The following is a 17345-nucleotide window of genomic DNA, read 5'->3' as shown; positions in this document are numbered from 1 at the left end:
CATACCTATGTTTTCTTGCCTTGCGAAGATTGCCGAATATTACTTACACAAGATTTTACGCAGACCCGGAAAGGATCAGCTCACATAGGGCTGATCCTTTTTAATTAAGTTTTTCTGTCGCTTTATTTAATTCTTCTGCAGAAACCGCAATAGACTCAGCGGCTTTCGCAATTTCATTGATGACTTCGTTAACGCCCTCTAAATCTGTTTGCATCTTTTCATTGATACTTTTTGCTTCATTCATTGCATTTACTATTTCTTCAAAAGCTGTTTCGGTATCTTCCATCTTCTTCCCGCCCACTGCGATGATTGACTCTACTTGTTTGATAGATGAAGAGTTAACTCGGATTTGGTCATTTGTTTGCTCTATCAAATCCGTTACTCGAGTGACTGACTGGGATGTCTGTTCAGCAAGTTTACGGACTTCGTCTGCAACAACCGCAAACCCAAGGCCATGTTCACCAGCTCTTGCAGCTTCAATTGATGCGTTCAACGCGAGAAGATTCGTTTGTTCCGCGATGGATTTTACAATCTCAACGATATCGCCAATTTGGCTTGACGTTTTCTCAAGGCTTTCAATTTCTTCGCTAATTTTAGTTGTACTTTCTTGAACTTGAACAAATGTTTGATGCAAAGCATCAAGCTGTTGTTTGCCTAAATTAGCTGTCTCTTCTGCTTGTTCAGCCATCTGTGTACCCGTTGATGACTGTGCAGAAATCTCCTCCACTTGTGCTGTTATTTCTTCAATTGATGCACTCGTTTCTTCTGTTAGTGCAGCTAATTCATTTGCTGTGATTCCAACTGCTTTACGTAAATCTTGTTGTTTATTCAAATCTGCATCACGAAGCTTTTCAATTTGATTGTCGTAAGCTTCCATTACGATTTGCTGCTCAAAATTTAAAAGTTTAGATACGACAGTTAAAGCTGTCATCTTTTCAGAAGGATCAGGAATGTTTTCTTCGATTACTTTCATCAGTCCAGTTAGTATGCCTTGAAATGACGCAATGTACCATTTTTGTTTTAACCCGATTTCCACGTGCGCGTGGGCAATGCGAATTCGTTTATGAATGAATTTTTCATCAATGACACCGTCAAACATTTCAGAAATGTGAATCCTTAATGTTTTCTTTAACCGTTCTACTGTACTGTTATTATTGATAATGCTTATTAACTCAGAAACATTTTCCATCCTAGCGTAAAAACTTGTTACAATTTCGTCTAAATAGGGCTCAACATATTCTTTTAAAGCTCGGGCAATCAACAAGTCGCTTTCCGTTAACCCAATCATCTTCAACTGTTTTTCTAGGTCGCTGTCTTTTTCAAAATTAAGAATTGGTTCTGTATGATTGTTTTTTTCAATCAGAGATATTGAAGCATTTTTATTTTTTTTAAACAAAGAAGAGATTATCGCCTGTTTCATTCCGAACATCTCCTTTCTATTATGTACAAATTTAAAGACCTACTCTTATTTATCGGTTTATTTATCATTTCATTAATAGGCTCTGCAAACAAAAAAACCATTTCATTTAAGAAATGGTTTTTTTGTTAATATAATTTTTTTTAATCAAATCTTACCTTCCGGAAAGAACGCGTTAGCGGTTTTTCTTATTGTATACCTAAAGCAATCTTCGCCATTCGAGACATTCTGTCTTTAGACCAAGGCGGCGACCATACAATATTTACTTCCGCATCTTGAATCTCTGGAATATCAGACAACGCACGTTTGACCTCGTCCGCTATCACACCTGCAAGAGGGCAGCCCATCGCTGTCAATGTCATTGTAACAATTGCCACGCCATCGTCGTTCAACTCTACGTCATATACAAGTCCTAGATTCACGATATCGATGCCAAGCTCAGGGTCGATAACATTCTCTAAAGCTTTCATCATTCTGTCTTTCATTTCGGTATCCATTTCGATTCTCCTTTCATTATTCTTTAGAAGGAAGTTCAAATATACAGTAAGGTATTCAAAAGGCTGAAGTCGAAAGAGAGTTCGATGTCACTTTAATCAGGGGTAAGCTGGTGAACTTCTTTCTCTTCACTTTTGAACACACACTTAAAGTATATCCTTTCAAAAGAATGAATGAAAATGAACTGCTTATAGAGGTTGTTCAAAAAGTCCGGGAACGATAGGCTGCGAATCTCTACGTCAGCTTGCTCTTCCGCTCCTCACGTATTCTACAAACATACGCTGCGGTGCTCAGAGCTACGCTTCCTCGACCTTCTTGCCTCTCGTTGTCCTCCTTTCTGAACGCACTTTTTAATAAAGGACAATGAAAAGAGAATTGAAATATATTTTAATTCCTTAGGAGTGCATTCTCCTAAGGAAAAAGATTTTAAACCCAGCCTCTAGCTTTCATCGCTTCGGAAATTCTAAGCAAAGAAATCATAAACGCGCCAGTTCTTCTGTCAACAGCATATTTTTCAGAAATTTCTTTTACCTCATTATAAGCTGTTGTCATTTTTTGTTGCAGCCTATCGTTTACCTCTTCCTCAGTCCAATAATAATTCGCCAGATTTTGAACCCATTCGAAATAAGAAACCGTTACTCCCCCTGCATTTGCCAAAATATCTGGAATCACAAGCGTTCCATTTTTATTTAATATTTTATCAGCTTCAGGCGTACAAGGACCATTTGCCGCTTCAGCAATCACTTTCGCTTTCACTCTCTCGGCATTTTGGGATGTGATCACATTTTCCAATGCAGCCGGAATGAGTACATCGACATCCAACTCTAGAAGCTCGTCACTTGTAATATGCCTTTCTACTGCAGTATAGTTCGAAATTGAGCTTTCGTCTTTGCATACACAAACATCATCCACATCTAAGCCTTCAGAGTGATAGATGCCGCCTTGTGAATCACTGATGGCAACAATTTTGCAGCCTAAGTCTGCAAGCAGCCTAGATGCGATACGGCCTGCATTTCCAAATCCTTGAATCGCAACTGTTACGTTCTCGACTGGTAAATCCAATTCCTTTAACGCTTCTTTAATCGTTATGACACAGCCTCTTGCAGTGGCTTCGTTTCGGCCTTGAGATCCTCCGATGCTAAGCGGTTTTCCGGTGATGACACCTGGGGAGAACTTGCCTTTCATTTTGCTGTACGTATCCATCATCCAACCCATTACTTGAGCATTTGTATAAACATCTGGCGCTGGAATATCTTTGTCAGGCCCAACGAAGTCAGCGATCGCTTCCATAAAGCCTCTGCTCATCCGTTCTTTTTCAGCTAAGCTGTAATGACGCGGATCAGCAATAACACCGCCTTTTCCTCCGCCATAAGGCAAACCGACAACACCGCATTTAAACGTCATCCACATTGACAGAGCCTTTACTTCATCTAGCGTTACGTCAGGGTGAAAACGTATGCCGCCTTTCGTCGGCCCGAGCGCATCATTATGCTGTGAACGATAGCCTTCGAACACTTCGATTGAACCGTCGTCCATCTTAACCGCATAATTCACTGTTAAGACGCGTTTCGGCCTTTTTAAAATTTCCGTAATATTTTCCGGAAGCTTAAGAATTGAAGCAGCCGTTTCAATTTGTTTTTGCACAATTTCATATGGATTTAAAGATTCCTGTTCAACATTTGTTACATTTACAGATTGCATTTGTATCCCACCTTTGAAATAAATTTTGTTCGGCTTACCACCCCATAAGAAATTTGTAATGAAAAGTGACTATTTCTTAATTATATACTAAAGCAAAAGGTTGTAACAACTATAATTTTGTACATTTGTAGAAATTAAATGTACCTTTCAAACCAGCGAACCGTTTCAATCACACCTTCGCGTGATACCTTATGACCGCTCGTTTTATCAACAATAAAATGGATTCGGTCGGGATGATCCGTGTAATGCTTTTTGCATTTTAAATAAAAATCAAATGTTGGGCCGAAAGGAACGACTTCATCAATTTCACTATGCCAAAATAACAAAGGGCGCTGCATTAATTTATCAGGTTGCAGACTTAAATCAAACTTGCGAAGTTGAGTGTACAATTTTTCAAGATCTTCTTCAGAAAATGGAATGTCATTTTTGTCTTTCTTAAGGGAGGCCATTTTCGATTTGGCGAGCACTTCATAGGAGGGCGAGCCCATTAAGGACACTGCTGCTTTCACCCAGCTATATTGGGTTAAAGCACCGAGCGTAATAATTCCGCCCATAGAAGTTCCTGCAAGGCCAATGCGTTTCTTATCCAGAAGATCTTTGTGGGTAAAGGCATTCACAAAAATTTCAAGCTCTTTAATCATTTGCAGTACGATTTCCCAAAACGAGTAATTTAATTCCGATTCCGTCATAAGAGCCTTTCTTTCACCGTGCAGCGGAGCTTCTGGAAGAAGTACACGAAACCCTCGCTTCGCAAGATAGTAGGCATAGTGAAGATTGTGCTCCTTCGCACTCTCGAACCCATGCACGAAAATGATACCAGGAAGCTGTTCATCTTTCTTCTCGCTTAAAACGACATGTAAAAATGGAAGGTTATCAGTAAAATCGTGTTCTACAGTTATCAAGTGATTTCTCCTTTTCATTTTTAGGAAGTAATAATAAATTGGGAAAATGTATAGGAATCTGGCTTCTACCTATATCATACACCTATTTTTATGAAAGGAGGAATCGAAAAAAAATTTCGAATACTAAAATAATCCATCCTCCAACCGGATGGATTATTGTTCGTTTTCGTTATAATATTTCACAGAGTACTGGGAACCTTCCGACACCATTTTGTTGTCTTCAAAATCCTGAGGGTATGGATGCCCTCCTTTTTCAATCGGAAATTCTTCGGGGATTTTATTGTGGTTTGATGAATTTGTATTCATAAATTGATTTTTCACTTCATTTATTTTTTCGAATAAATGATCTCTCCGTTCTTTGTCTTTCAGGTAATAACCGGCAAGCGCAAGTGCTGATAATAGTATCGCTCTTTTTTTCACTGTGAAGCTCCTCTCTAATAAATAGTTGTGTCTTTAATAAAATACCCTAGACCTTTCGATATAAAACATTTTAATTTTTACTTTTTCGTGATATTATTTAAGGTAAACTTTTTGCATTTTGGCCATTAATTCATTTGCCAAGATTTTGTAGCCGTCTTTTTGAATTGAAACTCCGTCTGAGGCAAGCCGCTTTTCATTCTTGGCAATTTTCCATAAATCAATAAATAAGCAGCCCGTTTCCTCAGCAATTTTCTTTGTTTCTATCGCATATTTCTCAATCGAATCATTTACACTCATTTCCCGTTTTTCATTGTAAAATGGGATAGGGCTAATTAATATTGTTCTCTCAGGTGACACTCTTCTAACCATGTAAAGGAGATTTGTTTTAAATTCGTTTATTGTGACAGGTTTCAAGGTGCTTGCATCATTCGTTCCGAATAAAATGGAGACAACATCAGGATCGTGGTAAAGGACATCTTCTTGAAACCTTGCCAAGCCATCTCGAGATGTCCCGCCATGGACACCCGAATTGATGACAATCCAAGAAGACATCTCTTCACGAATGATTGAGGTTAACCGGCGTTTGCCATTATTTTCTTTTTCTTTAGAAATTAAACTATCTCCGAAACAAACTAATGTTGGCATTGTTATCACCTTTATCCGTGTAACTCCTTATCTACATATATTAAACGATGAAGATTACTAAAATGTTTCACTTTATAAACATTTATACTAAAATTTTATTTTATAACTTTTTTGTGCTGTTCTTCGTTATAATAACCATTAGAGAAAAATCACGCCGTTAGGGGGGAAAAGATGAAAGTCTATCAAGTTCCGGTTCACGCCGATCAACAATTAATAGAAAAAATTGCCGGTCTGCTCATGCAGCAAATGACGCGCCATGATTCAGATGAAGCGTACCAGCTTTTACTGAACGGAATTAATGAAGCATTAACTGAAGATTCTCCCGCTAATATACTTGTAGCTGAGGAAAATGGAGACATTTTAGGCGTTGCCTTTTTTAATGTAGGGATCAGTTTAAAGATGGGCGGACCGTACGTTTGGCTTAACGATTTATTCGTCCACAATGATTATCGAAACCAAGGAATCGCCAAGAAACTGCTCTTGCATTTGATTCGTTGGGCGGAAAGGGAAAACATTCGGGGCATCGAATTGGAAACAGGCGTCAATAATTCTGTAACAAAGCATTTATATAATTCCCTAGGTTTTCATGATATTGTTTCCAATCGGTATTGTTTTAACTTCTAAGTAACAACCTTTTCGTTGTTGATATGGTACGATAGAGTAAATGAGTGAATGATTGGAGGTTTAAAAATGGCAATATCTGTAAAAGTTGAGCAAACACCTAACCCAAATGCTTTAAAATTTACCGCAAACAAAACAATTTTTGAAGGAACGAAAAGCTACTCTTATAAAAAAGGCGATACTCCTGATCACCCTCTTGCCGCTGCCTTAATTCAAATTGAAGGCGTTGATAATGTTTTTGGCTATCAAGACTTCATCACTGTCAATAAAACCTTTGAAGCGGATTGGGATACCGTTCTCCCTCAAATCGAAAAAGTATTTGAAAACGAAAATTAATCTGTTTGACAAAATCCGGGCATTTTTTGCTCGGATTCACTATTACTTGAAAATATCTGAATATTTTTAAAGTTATAACCGGAGGAGAGTGAAAAAATGCCAGATGCAGCAGAAAAAATGCCAGGATTTAACGAGAAGATTATTATCCCCTTTTGGAGTATTATGGTATGGCTTGTATTGATGAATACATCAATGTTTAATGTCGTCATGCCGTCAATCATCTCAGATTTACAAATTTCGCCTGCTGCCGGATCTTGGATTGTTACTGGATATTCTTTATTTTTAGCATTATCCACATTTACTTTCAGCAGACTGTCAGACTTTATTCCAATCAGAAAGCTGTTAATGATTGGGATGATGACGTTCGGCCTCGCTTCGCTCGCCGCTTTTTTCTCAAATACTTTTCTAGCCTTGTTGGCAGCCAGAATAGTCCAAGCGTCGGGTGCGGGCGCGTCTCAAGCGTTGGGCATGGTGCTTGCGGCAAGATATATCCCTCTCGTTCGAAGGGGAAGAGCGATGGCATCCATTTCTTTAGCTGCCTCTCTCGCATTTGGCTTAGGTCCAGTGGTTGGAGGGCTCCTTGCCCAAAAACTTGGTTGGAACTTTTTATTTCTTGTTACTTGCCTTGTATTGTTTTTACTTCCTGTATTTTTCAAACATTTGCCTCATGAACAGCTGAACAAAGGGACATTTGATTTTTGGGGATGCCTGTTCGTTGCCGCTTCCACAGCAAATTTCATGTTATTTTTGACAACTCTTCACTTTATTTATCTGGCTATCAGTTTAGCAGCATTCGGGATTTTATGGTGGCATATCGGTAGAGCAAAAGCTCCCTTCATTCAATCTGATTTGCTTAAAAACCGCTCTTATTTAATGATTGTTTTTATTGGGCTTACAGCATTTTCGGCCCACTTCGCAACCCTTTTCTGCATGCCGTTGTATCTATCGGAATTTTATGGAAAACAGTCAATGGAAATTGGATTTGCGATCTTTCCAGGTGCCATGTTGTCAGCTGTCTCAGCTATTTTTGTGGGCCGCCTCATTGATCGGTTTGGAACAAATCTTACGATGATTTTAGGGAATGTGTTGCTTTTGTGTTCTACAACGCTATTTTTCCTATTATCGGCCTACCATTCATCGTTGACCGTCCTTGCTTATCTATTGATGAGTTTAGGATTTTTCTCATTAACTGCGAGCATTTCCAATGAATTAACGCGAATTTTGCCTGCAAAACAAATTGGTGCAGGACTTGGTTTGCAGCAACTAATCAACTTTATCGGGGTTGGTATTGGCGTATCAATCGCCGGAGTCTTTGTTACAAAACAAAAACATTTAGCAGCAATGATTAAATATCAAAACACATTTCTGTTTTTCGCTTTCTTGTCGTTTATTTCGTGTTGTGTGCTTTTGATTTACGTATTTAAGAAAAACAAAAGAAATTCCTTTACTAATTCCCCTCTTTCCGCCAAAACAAAAACTCCCGATTGATGGGGAGCTTACTTTTTTATATAAAATAACCAGCTGTTACCGGTAAGTAGATTTAATTAATGAATCCTTTGATTTGCTTTTTTTCTAATTTCCCGAGTGATAAATCGTAATAGTTTTTGAAGTGAAAAACCGAGCAATAAGATGATAACCAATAGCAATGTTATTGTTGCGCCAGGCGGTGTTCCCAATGAGTATGAAGATAAAAGACCGGTATACATACTGAACAAAGCAACTAAAATGGCCGAAATAAAAACCATTTTGAAACCTTTGGCTATTTTAATTGCAAAAGCAGCAGGCAAAACGAGCAAAGCCGAGACTAACAAAACACCGATTGTAGGAATGATAACAGCGATAGCCAACCCGGTTAAAATACTGAAGGTGAGAGAAAGCAGATTTGTATTAATTCCAGTTGTGAATGCGGTGTCTTCATCAAAAGTCATAATATATAATGGCCTTCTTAAAAATATAAAATAAAGAATCGTTAAAATCGTTACTCCTAGTAAAACGTACACTTGTTCATCTGTGATCGTAACAATCGAACCGAACAAATACTGTTCGACATTCATCGTCATGCCGCCTTCAGACAGGCTCATAAGAAATAAGGCAAATGCCAATCCTGCCGCCATTAAAATAGCAATCGAAACTTCAGAATATGTCCGGTAAGCACGGCGCATGTATTCAACTCCAATCGCTCCTATGACAACAACGAGCATGCTGGTTAAAGCGATGTTTGTATGAATAAAAAAGCCGATGGCGACCCCCGAGAGAGAAATATGGGACAACGTATCTGCCATGAGCGCTTGCCTGCGAAGCACAAGAAAAATACCTAGCATTGGTGCAATAATTGCAATTAATCCACCGGCCCAAAATGCCCGTCGCATGAATTCAAGGTCAAACATTTCCATCCGCCGTGGTCTCCTTCTTCCAGCATAATAATTTTATCAAAGTAACGTTCCAATTCCGCTTGTTCATGTGTAACCATAACAACTGTTCGATTGTGATGCTTGACTTGATGGGCCATAAACTCGTAGAATCCTTGGCGGCTTTCATAATCCATCCCAGTTGCCGGTTCATCTAATACTAACACATCTGGATCCGACGCCAATACACGGGCAATGCAAATCTTTTGTTTTTGCCCACCGGAAAGCTCGCCGATTTTATGATCTCGATATTCCCACATGCCAACCATGTCCAACGCATTCTCTACCAGTTTATCGTCTTCTTTGTTCAATTTTTTTAACCATTTTCCTTTTGTAAATCGTCCAGAACGAACCAGTTCGATGACTGTACTTGGAAAACCAACGTTAAATGAGGCGATTTGCTGTGGCACATAACCGATGTTCAGACGGTTTCCTTCACTATTTTTCTTGCTGATTTTTACTTTTCCTTTCCATGGCTTTAACAGTCCAAGCATTAATTTTAACAATGTTGATTTTGAAGCACCGTTCGGGCCGACGATACCAACAAATTCACCGTTTTCAATGTCGAAAGAAATCCCGTTTAATGTTGGGAAGTGGGAATAACCAAATACGATATTTTCCAAAGAAATCAGCTTCATGACTAACAACCCTTTCAATTTAGAAGTTAGAAGTTGGAACTGTCTGAATGATTCAAAGGAAAAGCGTGCATCTTCCCGATACACACTTTTTTGATTCAAATCTAATGTAAAGATTTTTCAAGTGCTTTTAAATTATTTTTCATCACTTTTAGATAGTCAAGCCCTTGATCCTGCGATTCTTTACTTAATCCTTCTAGCGTACTAAGAATTTCCGTTTCAGCGCCTATTTCTTTCGCTAAAGTTTCAGCTACTTTAGGAGATGCCAGTTCTTCGAAATAAATAACTTTCACATGATGTTCTTTTGCAAACTTTTTCAATTCTGCCAGTTTAGCAGGGCTCGGTTCTTGTGATGGAGATAATCCCGAAATCGACATTTCTTTCAGGCCATATTCATTCGCCAAGTAACCAAAAGCGGCATGCTGCGTAATAAATTCCTTCGAACTTGCATTTTCTAATGATGCACGGTATTCATTATCCAACTCTTTTAATTTATTGATATACTCTTTACTATTCTCTTCATAGTATGATTGATTGTCTGGGTCAGCTTCGATGAGCGCTTTAGTAATTGTTTCTACCTCTTTTTGCGCTAAGACTGGGCTTAACCATACGTGAGGATCTACTTCATGGCTGTGGTTATGTCCATGACCTTCTTCTTCATGGTCATGTTCATTTCCTTCAATTAATCTGATGCCATCACTTGCCTTGACAAAAACGGTATTTGCTTTTTGCAAGCTTTTTTCAATGGTTGGCACCCATGTTTCGAAATGTTCGCTGTTATAAATAAACAAATCTGCACTTTGAATATTTTTAACATCTTTTGGCGACGGTTCCCAATCATGAGGCTCCACACCCGACGGAATTAGCAATTGGACATCAGCCTTGTCTTTCGCGACATTTTTTGTAAAATCATACATGGAGTAAAACGTTGCAACAACTTTGAGCTTTTCCTTGTCTAACGCTTCTTCGTTTTTGGAAATTCCATCATTATTTCCACATCCGGCGATAAAAATCGTGCTAACAACAAATAGGATTAAAAGTGCTTTAAAACAAATCTTCTTCATTTTCCCCTCCGCAAATCGTAATGGTTACGATTTACACTTTATAGAATTACTCCAGCATTGTCAACAAAAAAATGGCTATAAAATCATCAGCTGGATGTACAGCTCCACTAACAAATAAAAACCAATCGCGAATTTCCAATTTTGCTTAATGCTGTTCTCGATAGGACTTTGTCCATTTATGCTGCTTAAAAAAATGACTGGAATGATTACCGGTGAAAACATAATGCTTATCGCACTGCCAAGGGTCATCGTAAGCACGATTAATTCTGGCGGATAAGGCAAATGTATACTTTTCACAATGCCAGCAATGATTACCATAACTGTAAGCGGACCAATCCCAAAAAAGCCTAAAAACACGACAATGAATGGGAGTACCCACAGAAAGTTTAAACCCGGAATATTTTCAGTCCAGTGGTAGATTCCTTCCATAACAGTAACAGATAACCCTGAAGAATTTAATGCTGCAATCAAAAGGCCAGCGGCAAAAAGCAAGGAAGTTTCCTGTGTCCGACTGGACACGCCTACCTTAATATAACGCTTCCCTTCAGCTATAAAATGACGAAACTTCTTTTTAACGAGAAAATAGACAACAGCCCAGCAAACGACAACGATTGGAATAATGGTAAGTAAACCAACCGGAACAAGCGCATTGACGATTAGCGTTAAAGCGAGTAAGGACAAAAATAAAAATAGAAATTCCAAAGGATTTCGATGTAGATTTTTCTTCCTATCTGCCCCGCCTAAAACCTCTGAGATTGTTTCACTAATGTCTTTTGAAATAGAGATTTTATTTCTTTTTTCATAAATATGTAAGTAGAAGACTGATAATAACAATCCTAACAATGATAAAATAAACCCTTGTATAAGTGCCGGAATCAATCCCGCGTTCATCACTTCCACTGAATAGGCAAAGCTCGGGATGCTAATCACCCAAATCGTGGATAAAGCAAATCCCCTCAATATCGAGGTTGCTTTAAATCTTTTCCAAGCTTCACTGTCATGCTTAGAAAAGAAAGATTGTACAATCTGGTAAACAACAGCAATTGCCCCGAACAAAAGGAAAAATGAAATCAACTGTGTCAAAAAACTATTCACAAAATAAAGCACTTTACTATTTTTAATCCGATCTTTTAATAAGATGATCGTATCTTCTACATAACTTTCTTGATTTAACACCCACCCAACAATCGGAAGAACGAGAAGCATCGAGATGAGAGAACGCATGGCCCTCGAACCTTCCCAAAAGACGGCAAAAAAGCTTGTATTGGCATCAAATATACTAATTGCCACCGCACATAAAACTAAAAACGATGGTAAAACAATCGCTCTTCTTTCAAGAGTCATCAAAGCAAAAAAGAGCGCGAGCAACCCGCACACTGATAGACTAGTAACGATAAAATTGTTTTCATAGATTATGGAAATAAAATTTAGTATGACATAACCGACTGCAAAAATTGTAAATCCTATACCAGCTACTCTTTTAACCATCTCCAACACTCCACTACCTATCTATCTTTCTTCTATCTATGTAAATTATCATACCACAAATTTTATTATAAACTTTTTTCCATCGTTAATCGTTTAAGGAACAGAACGCGCGATTCTACATCATTTTTATAAGGACGTGGCAACATGATTGAAATTCAGCATTTAACAAAACAATACAAAAAAAAGGAACTCGCTTTAGACGATATCAATTTAACCATTGAACATGGAATGTTTGGCCTACTTGGCCCAAACGGTGCCGGGAAAACAACATTGATGAGAATATTGGCTACTGTCATGCCTGCCACTTCAGGAGACGCAATGATCGATGGCTTCAGCCTCAAAAAAAACCCCGAGGCGATTCGCCGTAAGCTTGGCTATTTGCCGCAAATCTTTCAACTTCCTCCCCAACTAACCGCGGCCGAATTTCTAGATTATTGCGCTGTGATGAAAGGATTCAACAATAAAAAGGAACGGAAGCAGGAAATTCTGCGACTATTGGAGCAGGTGAATCTGACAGATAAACAAAATCGGAAAATCAAGACGTTTTCGGGTGGAATGAAGCAGCGGCTTGGCATTGCCCAAGCATTGTTAGGCAACCCCGATCTTATCATCGTTGATGAACCGACAGCAGGGCTTGATCCCGAAGAACGTGTTCGATTTCGCAATTTGCTCGCAAGATTCAGTGTGAATCGTACTGTCATCTTATCGACTCACATCGTTGCTGACATTGAAAGCAGCTGTGAGCAGCTTGCTGTTTTGAATCACGGGCAACTTGTAGCAACGGGCAGCACGAGCGATTTAACAAATCATGCAGAAGGAAAAGTATGGGAAGTTGAAATTCCTGCGGATAGCCAATCATTTTTCAACGAAAATCAAATTATTTCATCTCGAAAAACAGCGGACGGCTATGTTCACAAAGTAATCGCAGAGATAAAGCCATCAGATTCCGCCACACTTCTTGAACCAACTTTAGAAGATGGCTACTTGGCTTTGATTGGGCGTGGTGCGAATGGCTAAGTGGATCACGCAGTTCAAGTTAGAGAGTAAGCAGCTTTTCGGAAATTGGGTATTTTTGCTCCTTCCTCTTTTATTTGGCATTTGGTTTATAAGCGATCTGTCTCAAATTTTGGAGTTTTCCAAACAAGCAATCGCGCCATCTCAAGATTTATTTATGTACACGTATAGCTTCCATAAGATTAAACATACATTAAGTCTCGGTCTGGCAATCTTAATCGGTATTTTATTCATTAGAAGAGATTTGGTTAATCCAACATACGATTGGCTATCCGCATCACCCATTTCAAGCGGAACTGTATTATCGGCAAAATATATCGCAGGTATTTTATATCTTTCGCTTTTTACATTGTCCATGTGTGCTGTTTTTGTATGGTTTGCAATGAAGCGCGAGCTTGCTGTAAGTGTCTTACTGAAAGAAACCGCTTTTTTTGCGGTTCAATATGAAGTGTCGTATATGGTTACACTCGCACTTGCCATGTTTCTTGCTGTTTGGATTAAAAACCGAATCGTCTATTTAATCGGCTTTTGCGCTTGGATGTTTGGTACATTCTTTCTTGATATTTTTGTTATTTCAAGATTTAACCTCTATTTCTTGAAAACCTTTCACCTGAATCAATTTATGGTGGACGCTACCGAGTTTTTTGGAAATGAAGCATGGGGACTTTCTTTACTTAAAGATGAAGTATTCTTTTCAAGACTTTTTGTCATAGGGTTTGCAATCATGCTGCTTACCTGCATGAGCGCGATGTTAAAAACAGCTCGCCCAAGCGAATCATTGAAACGTTGGAAAATGTTTAGTATTGTGGCGATCATAATCGCTGCCGTATTATATGTACCATATGGCCAACTATGGAAAGAGCGTTATGACGTTTATAAAAATAACGTACTAACAGCGCCGATCATTAATTACAATGATGATGGGAACCAAGAAATTAGCTTTGGTGAGGATGAGGAATTTACAGTACACGATAACAAAAAATTCAGCGTCACAAGTTATGACATTGATTTGAAAAAAGATAAACAAAATTGGCTAACTGTAACAACAGATATAACCGTGCCGACGGAGGCAATTTCAAAAAATGAAGAGATCCCTTTCACTTTAAATCGGGCTTTCCGAGTTAAGAGCATTGAAATAAATGGCAATTCCGTAAACTGGAAGCAAAGCGACGACTTTGTAGAAATTGAACAACCAAGTATAGATAAAAACAGGGGTAAACAACAGATTAAAATTAGTTATGAAGGCGAATTATTTTTATGGAGCTACCGGATTGACAATTATGAAACATTCGACGGATTTGTTCGAGATGGCAATGTTTATTTACCAGCGAATATTGCTTGGTACCCTTTGCCGGGTCATCAATATTTATACGAAAAAAGCTTTGAAAATGAGTTGAGTTGCATAGATGATGCTAGTTTACTAGATAAGGCAGATTTCACGATTAAAGCGAAAGGTTTTAAAGATAAATTATTTAGCACGATAGGTTTAAGCTCCATGAAAACAAGTGTACAAATGTTTGCAGGCAAACAGCTGGATGGTGTCGATTTATTTGCAGGCAATTTCATCGAATTAACGTCCAACAATCATGAATTAACACTTATTACTACGCCGAGTAACAAGCTTGAAGCGAAAGCCTTTCTCGATCATGCGGCTGATGCCATTGACTATTTTAATACATGGATTAGGAAACCAGTCCCTCATGTGAAGCAAGTGATGTACTTACCAATCTTCGGATATGGACTTGAAGGTTTACACAATGAAACATACATGAACACAACATCAAGACATAATAACTTGGATCATTATCAACGTGTTAAAGTCATTAGTGCAAACTTATTCGGTGATGAACACCTAGGTACAAATCCTGATGAAACATCCGTTATTTACGGTATCCGCCAATCTTTTCTCTATTTATATTATCGTGACAGGCTTCAATTGTCTGACGACGAAATCGAAACAACGCCAAATGTCATTCCATTCGACTTTGAAGATGACGATAAAAATATTGACGTTTTTAACATGGTAAAGGATGCAGTTTCTAAAGGAAGAACAGAAAAGGTAAAACAAGTGTTGAACACCTTTTATGATAAAGGATTAACATTGAAAGATATTGGCGACGACAAGTATTCAAGGATCACATTTGAAGACTGGCAAACGGAATGGACGAAGGTGATGGATGATGAGTAAACTTATCTCTGAGCTAAAAGGACTGAAAAGCGTTTTGCTTTTCGCCCCCTTCACCTATTATCTCCTTGTCATTCTTTCTATCCTAATGGCTGATGAACCAAAAACCATTTTCTATTATAATGAAATGATTATGCTTCCACTTATCGTGATGATGGCTGGCCTATTGTTTCAGCGTGAATTTAGCGGAAGTATGATGGAGATATACGCCACGTTTCCAGTCTCTTTAATAGCCATGCTTTTAAGAAAAGTACTATTCCTTGTTGTAATAATCTTTACGCTCCACCTTGGATGGACGTTCATTTATTTAGCGAAATTTGACATGATGGAAACTACCGTATTTGCTTATAGCGGTGCCAAACCCGCTTTTAAAAGTACGTCTATTTTACACTTATTTTTTCAAGCTTTCCCTGGCTATTTATTTATTTCATCAATTGTGGCATCGGGTCTTATATTTTCCAAACAATTATATGGCGGCTGGCTTTTAGGCTTTGCTGTTTGGATGTTTTTTTCGCTTATGGGGAACGAATGGAATGGCCCCTTTTCACTCTATACAATTTATATACGGGAAGATACTGCTTTTTGGTTGAATCAGTTGCTTTTATTGCTATTTGCTTGCGGATTAACCATCATTTCAGCCATCCAATTGAACAAAAGAACACGTTGGATCGTTCTAGAAGAAGAGTAGGAAGGAGAACATAGAATGACAGATGAAGAATTGCTTGAACAAATGGCGAATGGCAATCAAGCTGCATTTGAAGCGCTTATCCATCGCTACCATAGCCCTTTGTTCAGCTATCTCGAACGAAAACTTCACGATCCTCAAAAAGCGGAAGATTTCACACAGGAAACATTTTTGAAGCTTATTAGACAGTTAAAAGCAAAAAAACAACCAAACAATTTAAAGCCTTGGCTCTACCAAGTCGCTACAAACCTATGCCGTGACTATTGGAAAAGTGCATTTTTTCGCTCTGAAAAACAAGAATTGGATCGTATTCCAGAGCCGAAAGATAGTAAAACTTCTATTATCGAGATTTATGAAAAACAAGAAGAAAGAAAAGAAATATTAGCTTCCTTGTCACAGCTATCAGAAACACAAAAAGAAATCGTGCTATTGCGTTTTTATCAAGATTTAAAGTATAAAGAAATTGCTGCTGCATTGGATCTCCCGATCGGAACGGTGAAATCGAACTTATTTCATGCATTGAAAAAACTGAAAACTTCTTTAAAAAGTTTTAAAATCACGAAGGAAAGTGATGGTGATCGGCGTAATGGATGATGAACTTCAAAAATTAGAAAGTGAATTAAAGCCCACGTTGGATCGTTACTTGTCACCTTCTCCAAGTGCACAAGATACACACAATTTAATTGTCCGGTTGCAAGCTGAGTTTGACGAAATGGCATCGATGAAAAGGAATCCTTCCATTCTAAAACAATTTTTTAACCAGTGGCGAACCTATCCACTTGTTTTTTGGGTAATAAGTTTATTTGCATTTGTGTTGTTATCTTTTATCGCTTCTAATCGAGTGTTGGATTTCAATTCTTTCTCGCTTTTGCTGCCGATTTTTTTATTGTGTTCAATCTTATACAGCTATAAAACATGGAATAAAGAAATGCGAATGGTCGAAATGGTAGCACCGTTTCCCCCTGCTTTGCTGCTTTATTTAAGGATGCTCATCGTGCTTCTAATGGTTGTTCTCTATGGCATAATCGCAACGGCTTTTTTAAGCACAGACATTTTACATGGTGCATTCCTGCCATTTGTGCTCACGTGGCTTGCGCCAACATTGTTTCTTGGAGGACTGCTCGCCTATGTTTCATTTCTGAAAGGAGTAAAGACTGGTTTTGTCATTGCTGCAGCCGGCTGGCTTATCATGAATATTATTTCAAGTCAACTCGAAGTGATTGACATTCATTTATTCCTGTTCGATATGCCAATTCTAGTGTTTGGAGTACTGATGCTGTTTTTAGCTTATAAAAAGAGTTTGCATGCCGCCAATTATTGAAGGAGCCA

18 protein-coding genes are annotated in these 17345 nt (G+C 38.3%); 8 read left to right on the top strand and 10 right to left on the bottom strand.

The annotated features are described in order from the left end of the window. Positions 1-100: 100 nt before the first annotated feature. The 6 genes from DCC39_RS19950 to DCC39_RS12180 form a co-directional block, all read right to left on the bottom strand. A complete protein-coding gene (locus DCC39_RS19950) occupies positions 101-1420 on the bottom strand; it encodes a globin-coupled sensor protein (protein WP_165820858.1) in 1320 nt (439 codons plus the stop codon). A 185-nt stretch (positions 1421-1605) separates the two neighbouring features. Beyond that, on the bottom strand, positions 1606-1914 hold the full coding sequence (locus tag DCC39_RS12200) for a metal-sulfur cluster assembly factor (RefSeq protein ID WP_116555184.1): 309 nt from the start codon (positions 1912-1914) through the stop codon (positions 1606-1608). A 424-nt stretch (positions 1915-2338) separates the two neighbouring features. Further along, positions 2339-3613, bottom strand: a complete 1275-nt coding sequence (locus DCC39_RS12195) for a Glu/Leu/Phe/Val family dehydrogenase (protein WP_116555183.1) — start codon at positions 3611-3613, stop codon at positions 2339-2341. A gap of 134 nt (positions 3614-3747) precedes the next feature. Continuing rightward, complete coding sequence (locus tag DCC39_RS12190; protein WP_240613632.1) at positions 3748-4515, bottom strand: alpha/beta fold hydrolase; 768 nt, start codon at positions 4513-4515, stop codon at positions 3748-3750. Between the two features lie 153 nt (positions 4516-4668). Beyond that, a complete protein-coding gene (locus DCC39_RS12185; RefSeq protein WP_116555181.1) occupies positions 4669-4935 on the bottom strand; it encodes a hypothetical protein in 267 nt (88 codons plus the stop codon). 93 nt (positions 4936-5028) lie between these two features. After that, entirely contained in the window at positions 5029-5580 is a 552-nt protein-coding gene (locus DCC39_RS12180; RefSeq protein ID WP_116555180.1) for a GDSL-type esterase/lipase family protein, read from the bottom strand. Between the two features lie 171 nt (positions 5581-5751). Between DCC39_RS12180 and DCC39_RS12175 the strand changes: the two genes are divergently transcribed. The 3 genes from DCC39_RS12175 (at position 5752) to DCC39_RS12165 (ending at position 8025) form a co-directional block, all read left to right on the top strand. Then, complete coding sequence (locus DCC39_RS12175) at positions 5752-6204, top strand: GNAT family N-acetyltransferase (protein WP_116555179.1); 453 nt, start codon at positions 5752-5754, stop codon at positions 6202-6204. A 66-nt stretch (positions 6205-6270) separates the two neighbouring features. Further along, a complete protein-coding gene (locus DCC39_RS12170) occupies positions 6271-6537 on the top strand; it encodes a NifU N-terminal domain-containing protein (RefSeq protein WP_116555178.1) in 267 nt (88 codons plus the stop codon). Between the two features lie 96 nt (positions 6538-6633). Continuing rightward, positions 6634-8025, top strand: coding sequence for an MFS transporter (locus tag DCC39_RS12165; RefSeq protein ID WP_116555177.1), 1392 nt, complete (start codon positions 6634-6636; stop codon positions 8023-8025). A gap of 56 nt (positions 8026-8081) precedes the next feature. On the opposite strand, the gene DCC39_RS12160 is transcribed toward DCC39_RS12165, so the two are convergent. The 4 genes from DCC39_RS12160 to DCC39_RS12145 form a co-directional block, all read right to left on the bottom strand. Next, complete coding sequence (locus DCC39_RS12160; protein WP_116555188.1) at positions 8082-8930, bottom strand: metal ABC transporter permease; 849 nt, start codon at positions 8928-8930, stop codon at positions 8082-8084. Continuing rightward, complete coding sequence (locus DCC39_RS12155) at positions 8876-9583, bottom strand: metal ABC transporter ATP-binding protein (protein WP_116555176.1); 708 nt, start codon at positions 9581-9583, stop codon at positions 8876-8878. The genes DCC39_RS12160 and DCC39_RS12155 overlap by 55 nt, the downstream gene beginning before the upstream one ends. A gap of 101 nt (positions 9584-9684) precedes the next feature. Beyond that, a complete protein-coding gene (locus DCC39_RS12150; RefSeq protein WP_116555175.1) occupies positions 9685-10644 on the bottom strand; it encodes a metal ABC transporter substrate-binding protein in 960 nt (319 codons plus the stop codon). A gap of 75 nt (positions 10645-10719) precedes the next feature. Beyond that, positions 10720-12132, bottom strand: coding sequence for a hypothetical protein (locus DCC39_RS12145; protein ID WP_116555174.1), 1413 nt, complete (start codon positions 12130-12132; stop codon positions 10720-10722). Between the two features lie 144 nt (positions 12133-12276). Here DCC39_RS12145 and DCC39_RS12140 point away from each other — a divergent pair, with 144 nt between their 5' ends. From DCC39_RS12140 to DCC39_RS12120, 5 genes are read left to right on the top strand one after another with little or no spacing between them, the layout of a single operon-like run. Beyond that, positions 12277-13149 carry an ABC transporter ATP-binding protein gene (locus DCC39_RS12140; protein ID WP_116555173.1) on the top strand — a complete coding sequence of 291 codons (873 nt, stop codon included), beginning with the start codon at positions 12277-12279 and terminating at the stop codon, positions 13147-13149. Beyond that, entirely contained in the window at positions 13142-15334 is a 2193-nt protein-coding gene (locus DCC39_RS12135) for an ABC transporter permease/M1 family aminopeptidase (RefSeq protein WP_116555172.1), read from the top strand. Before DCC39_RS12140 ends, DCC39_RS12135 begins: the two co-directional genes overlap by 8 nt. Further along, positions 15327-16019 (top strand): hypothetical protein, encoded by a 693-nt coding sequence (locus DCC39_RS12130; protein WP_116555171.1) that lies wholly within the window; start codon positions 15327-15329, stop codon positions 16017-16019. Before DCC39_RS12135 ends, DCC39_RS12130 begins: the two co-directional genes overlap by 8 nt. A 15-nt stretch (positions 16020-16034) precedes the next feature. Further along, on the top strand, positions 16035-16610 hold the full coding sequence (locus DCC39_RS12125; RefSeq protein WP_116555170.1) for an RNA polymerase sigma factor: 576 nt from the start codon (positions 16035-16037) through the stop codon (positions 16608-16610). Further along, entirely contained in the window at positions 16588-17337 is a 750-nt protein-coding gene (locus DCC39_RS12120) for a hypothetical protein (protein WP_165820857.1), read from the top strand. The genes DCC39_RS12125 and DCC39_RS12120 overlap by 23 nt, the downstream gene beginning before the upstream one ends. Positions 17338-17345: the final 8 nt, after the last annotated feature.

It is taken from the genome of Pueribacillus theae (genome assembly GCF_003097615.1).
GTDB lineage: Bacteria > Bacillota > Bacilli > Bacillales > UBA6769 > Pueribacillus > Pueribacillus theae.
This window is presented reverse-complemented; position numbering and strand designations above follow the sequence as displayed.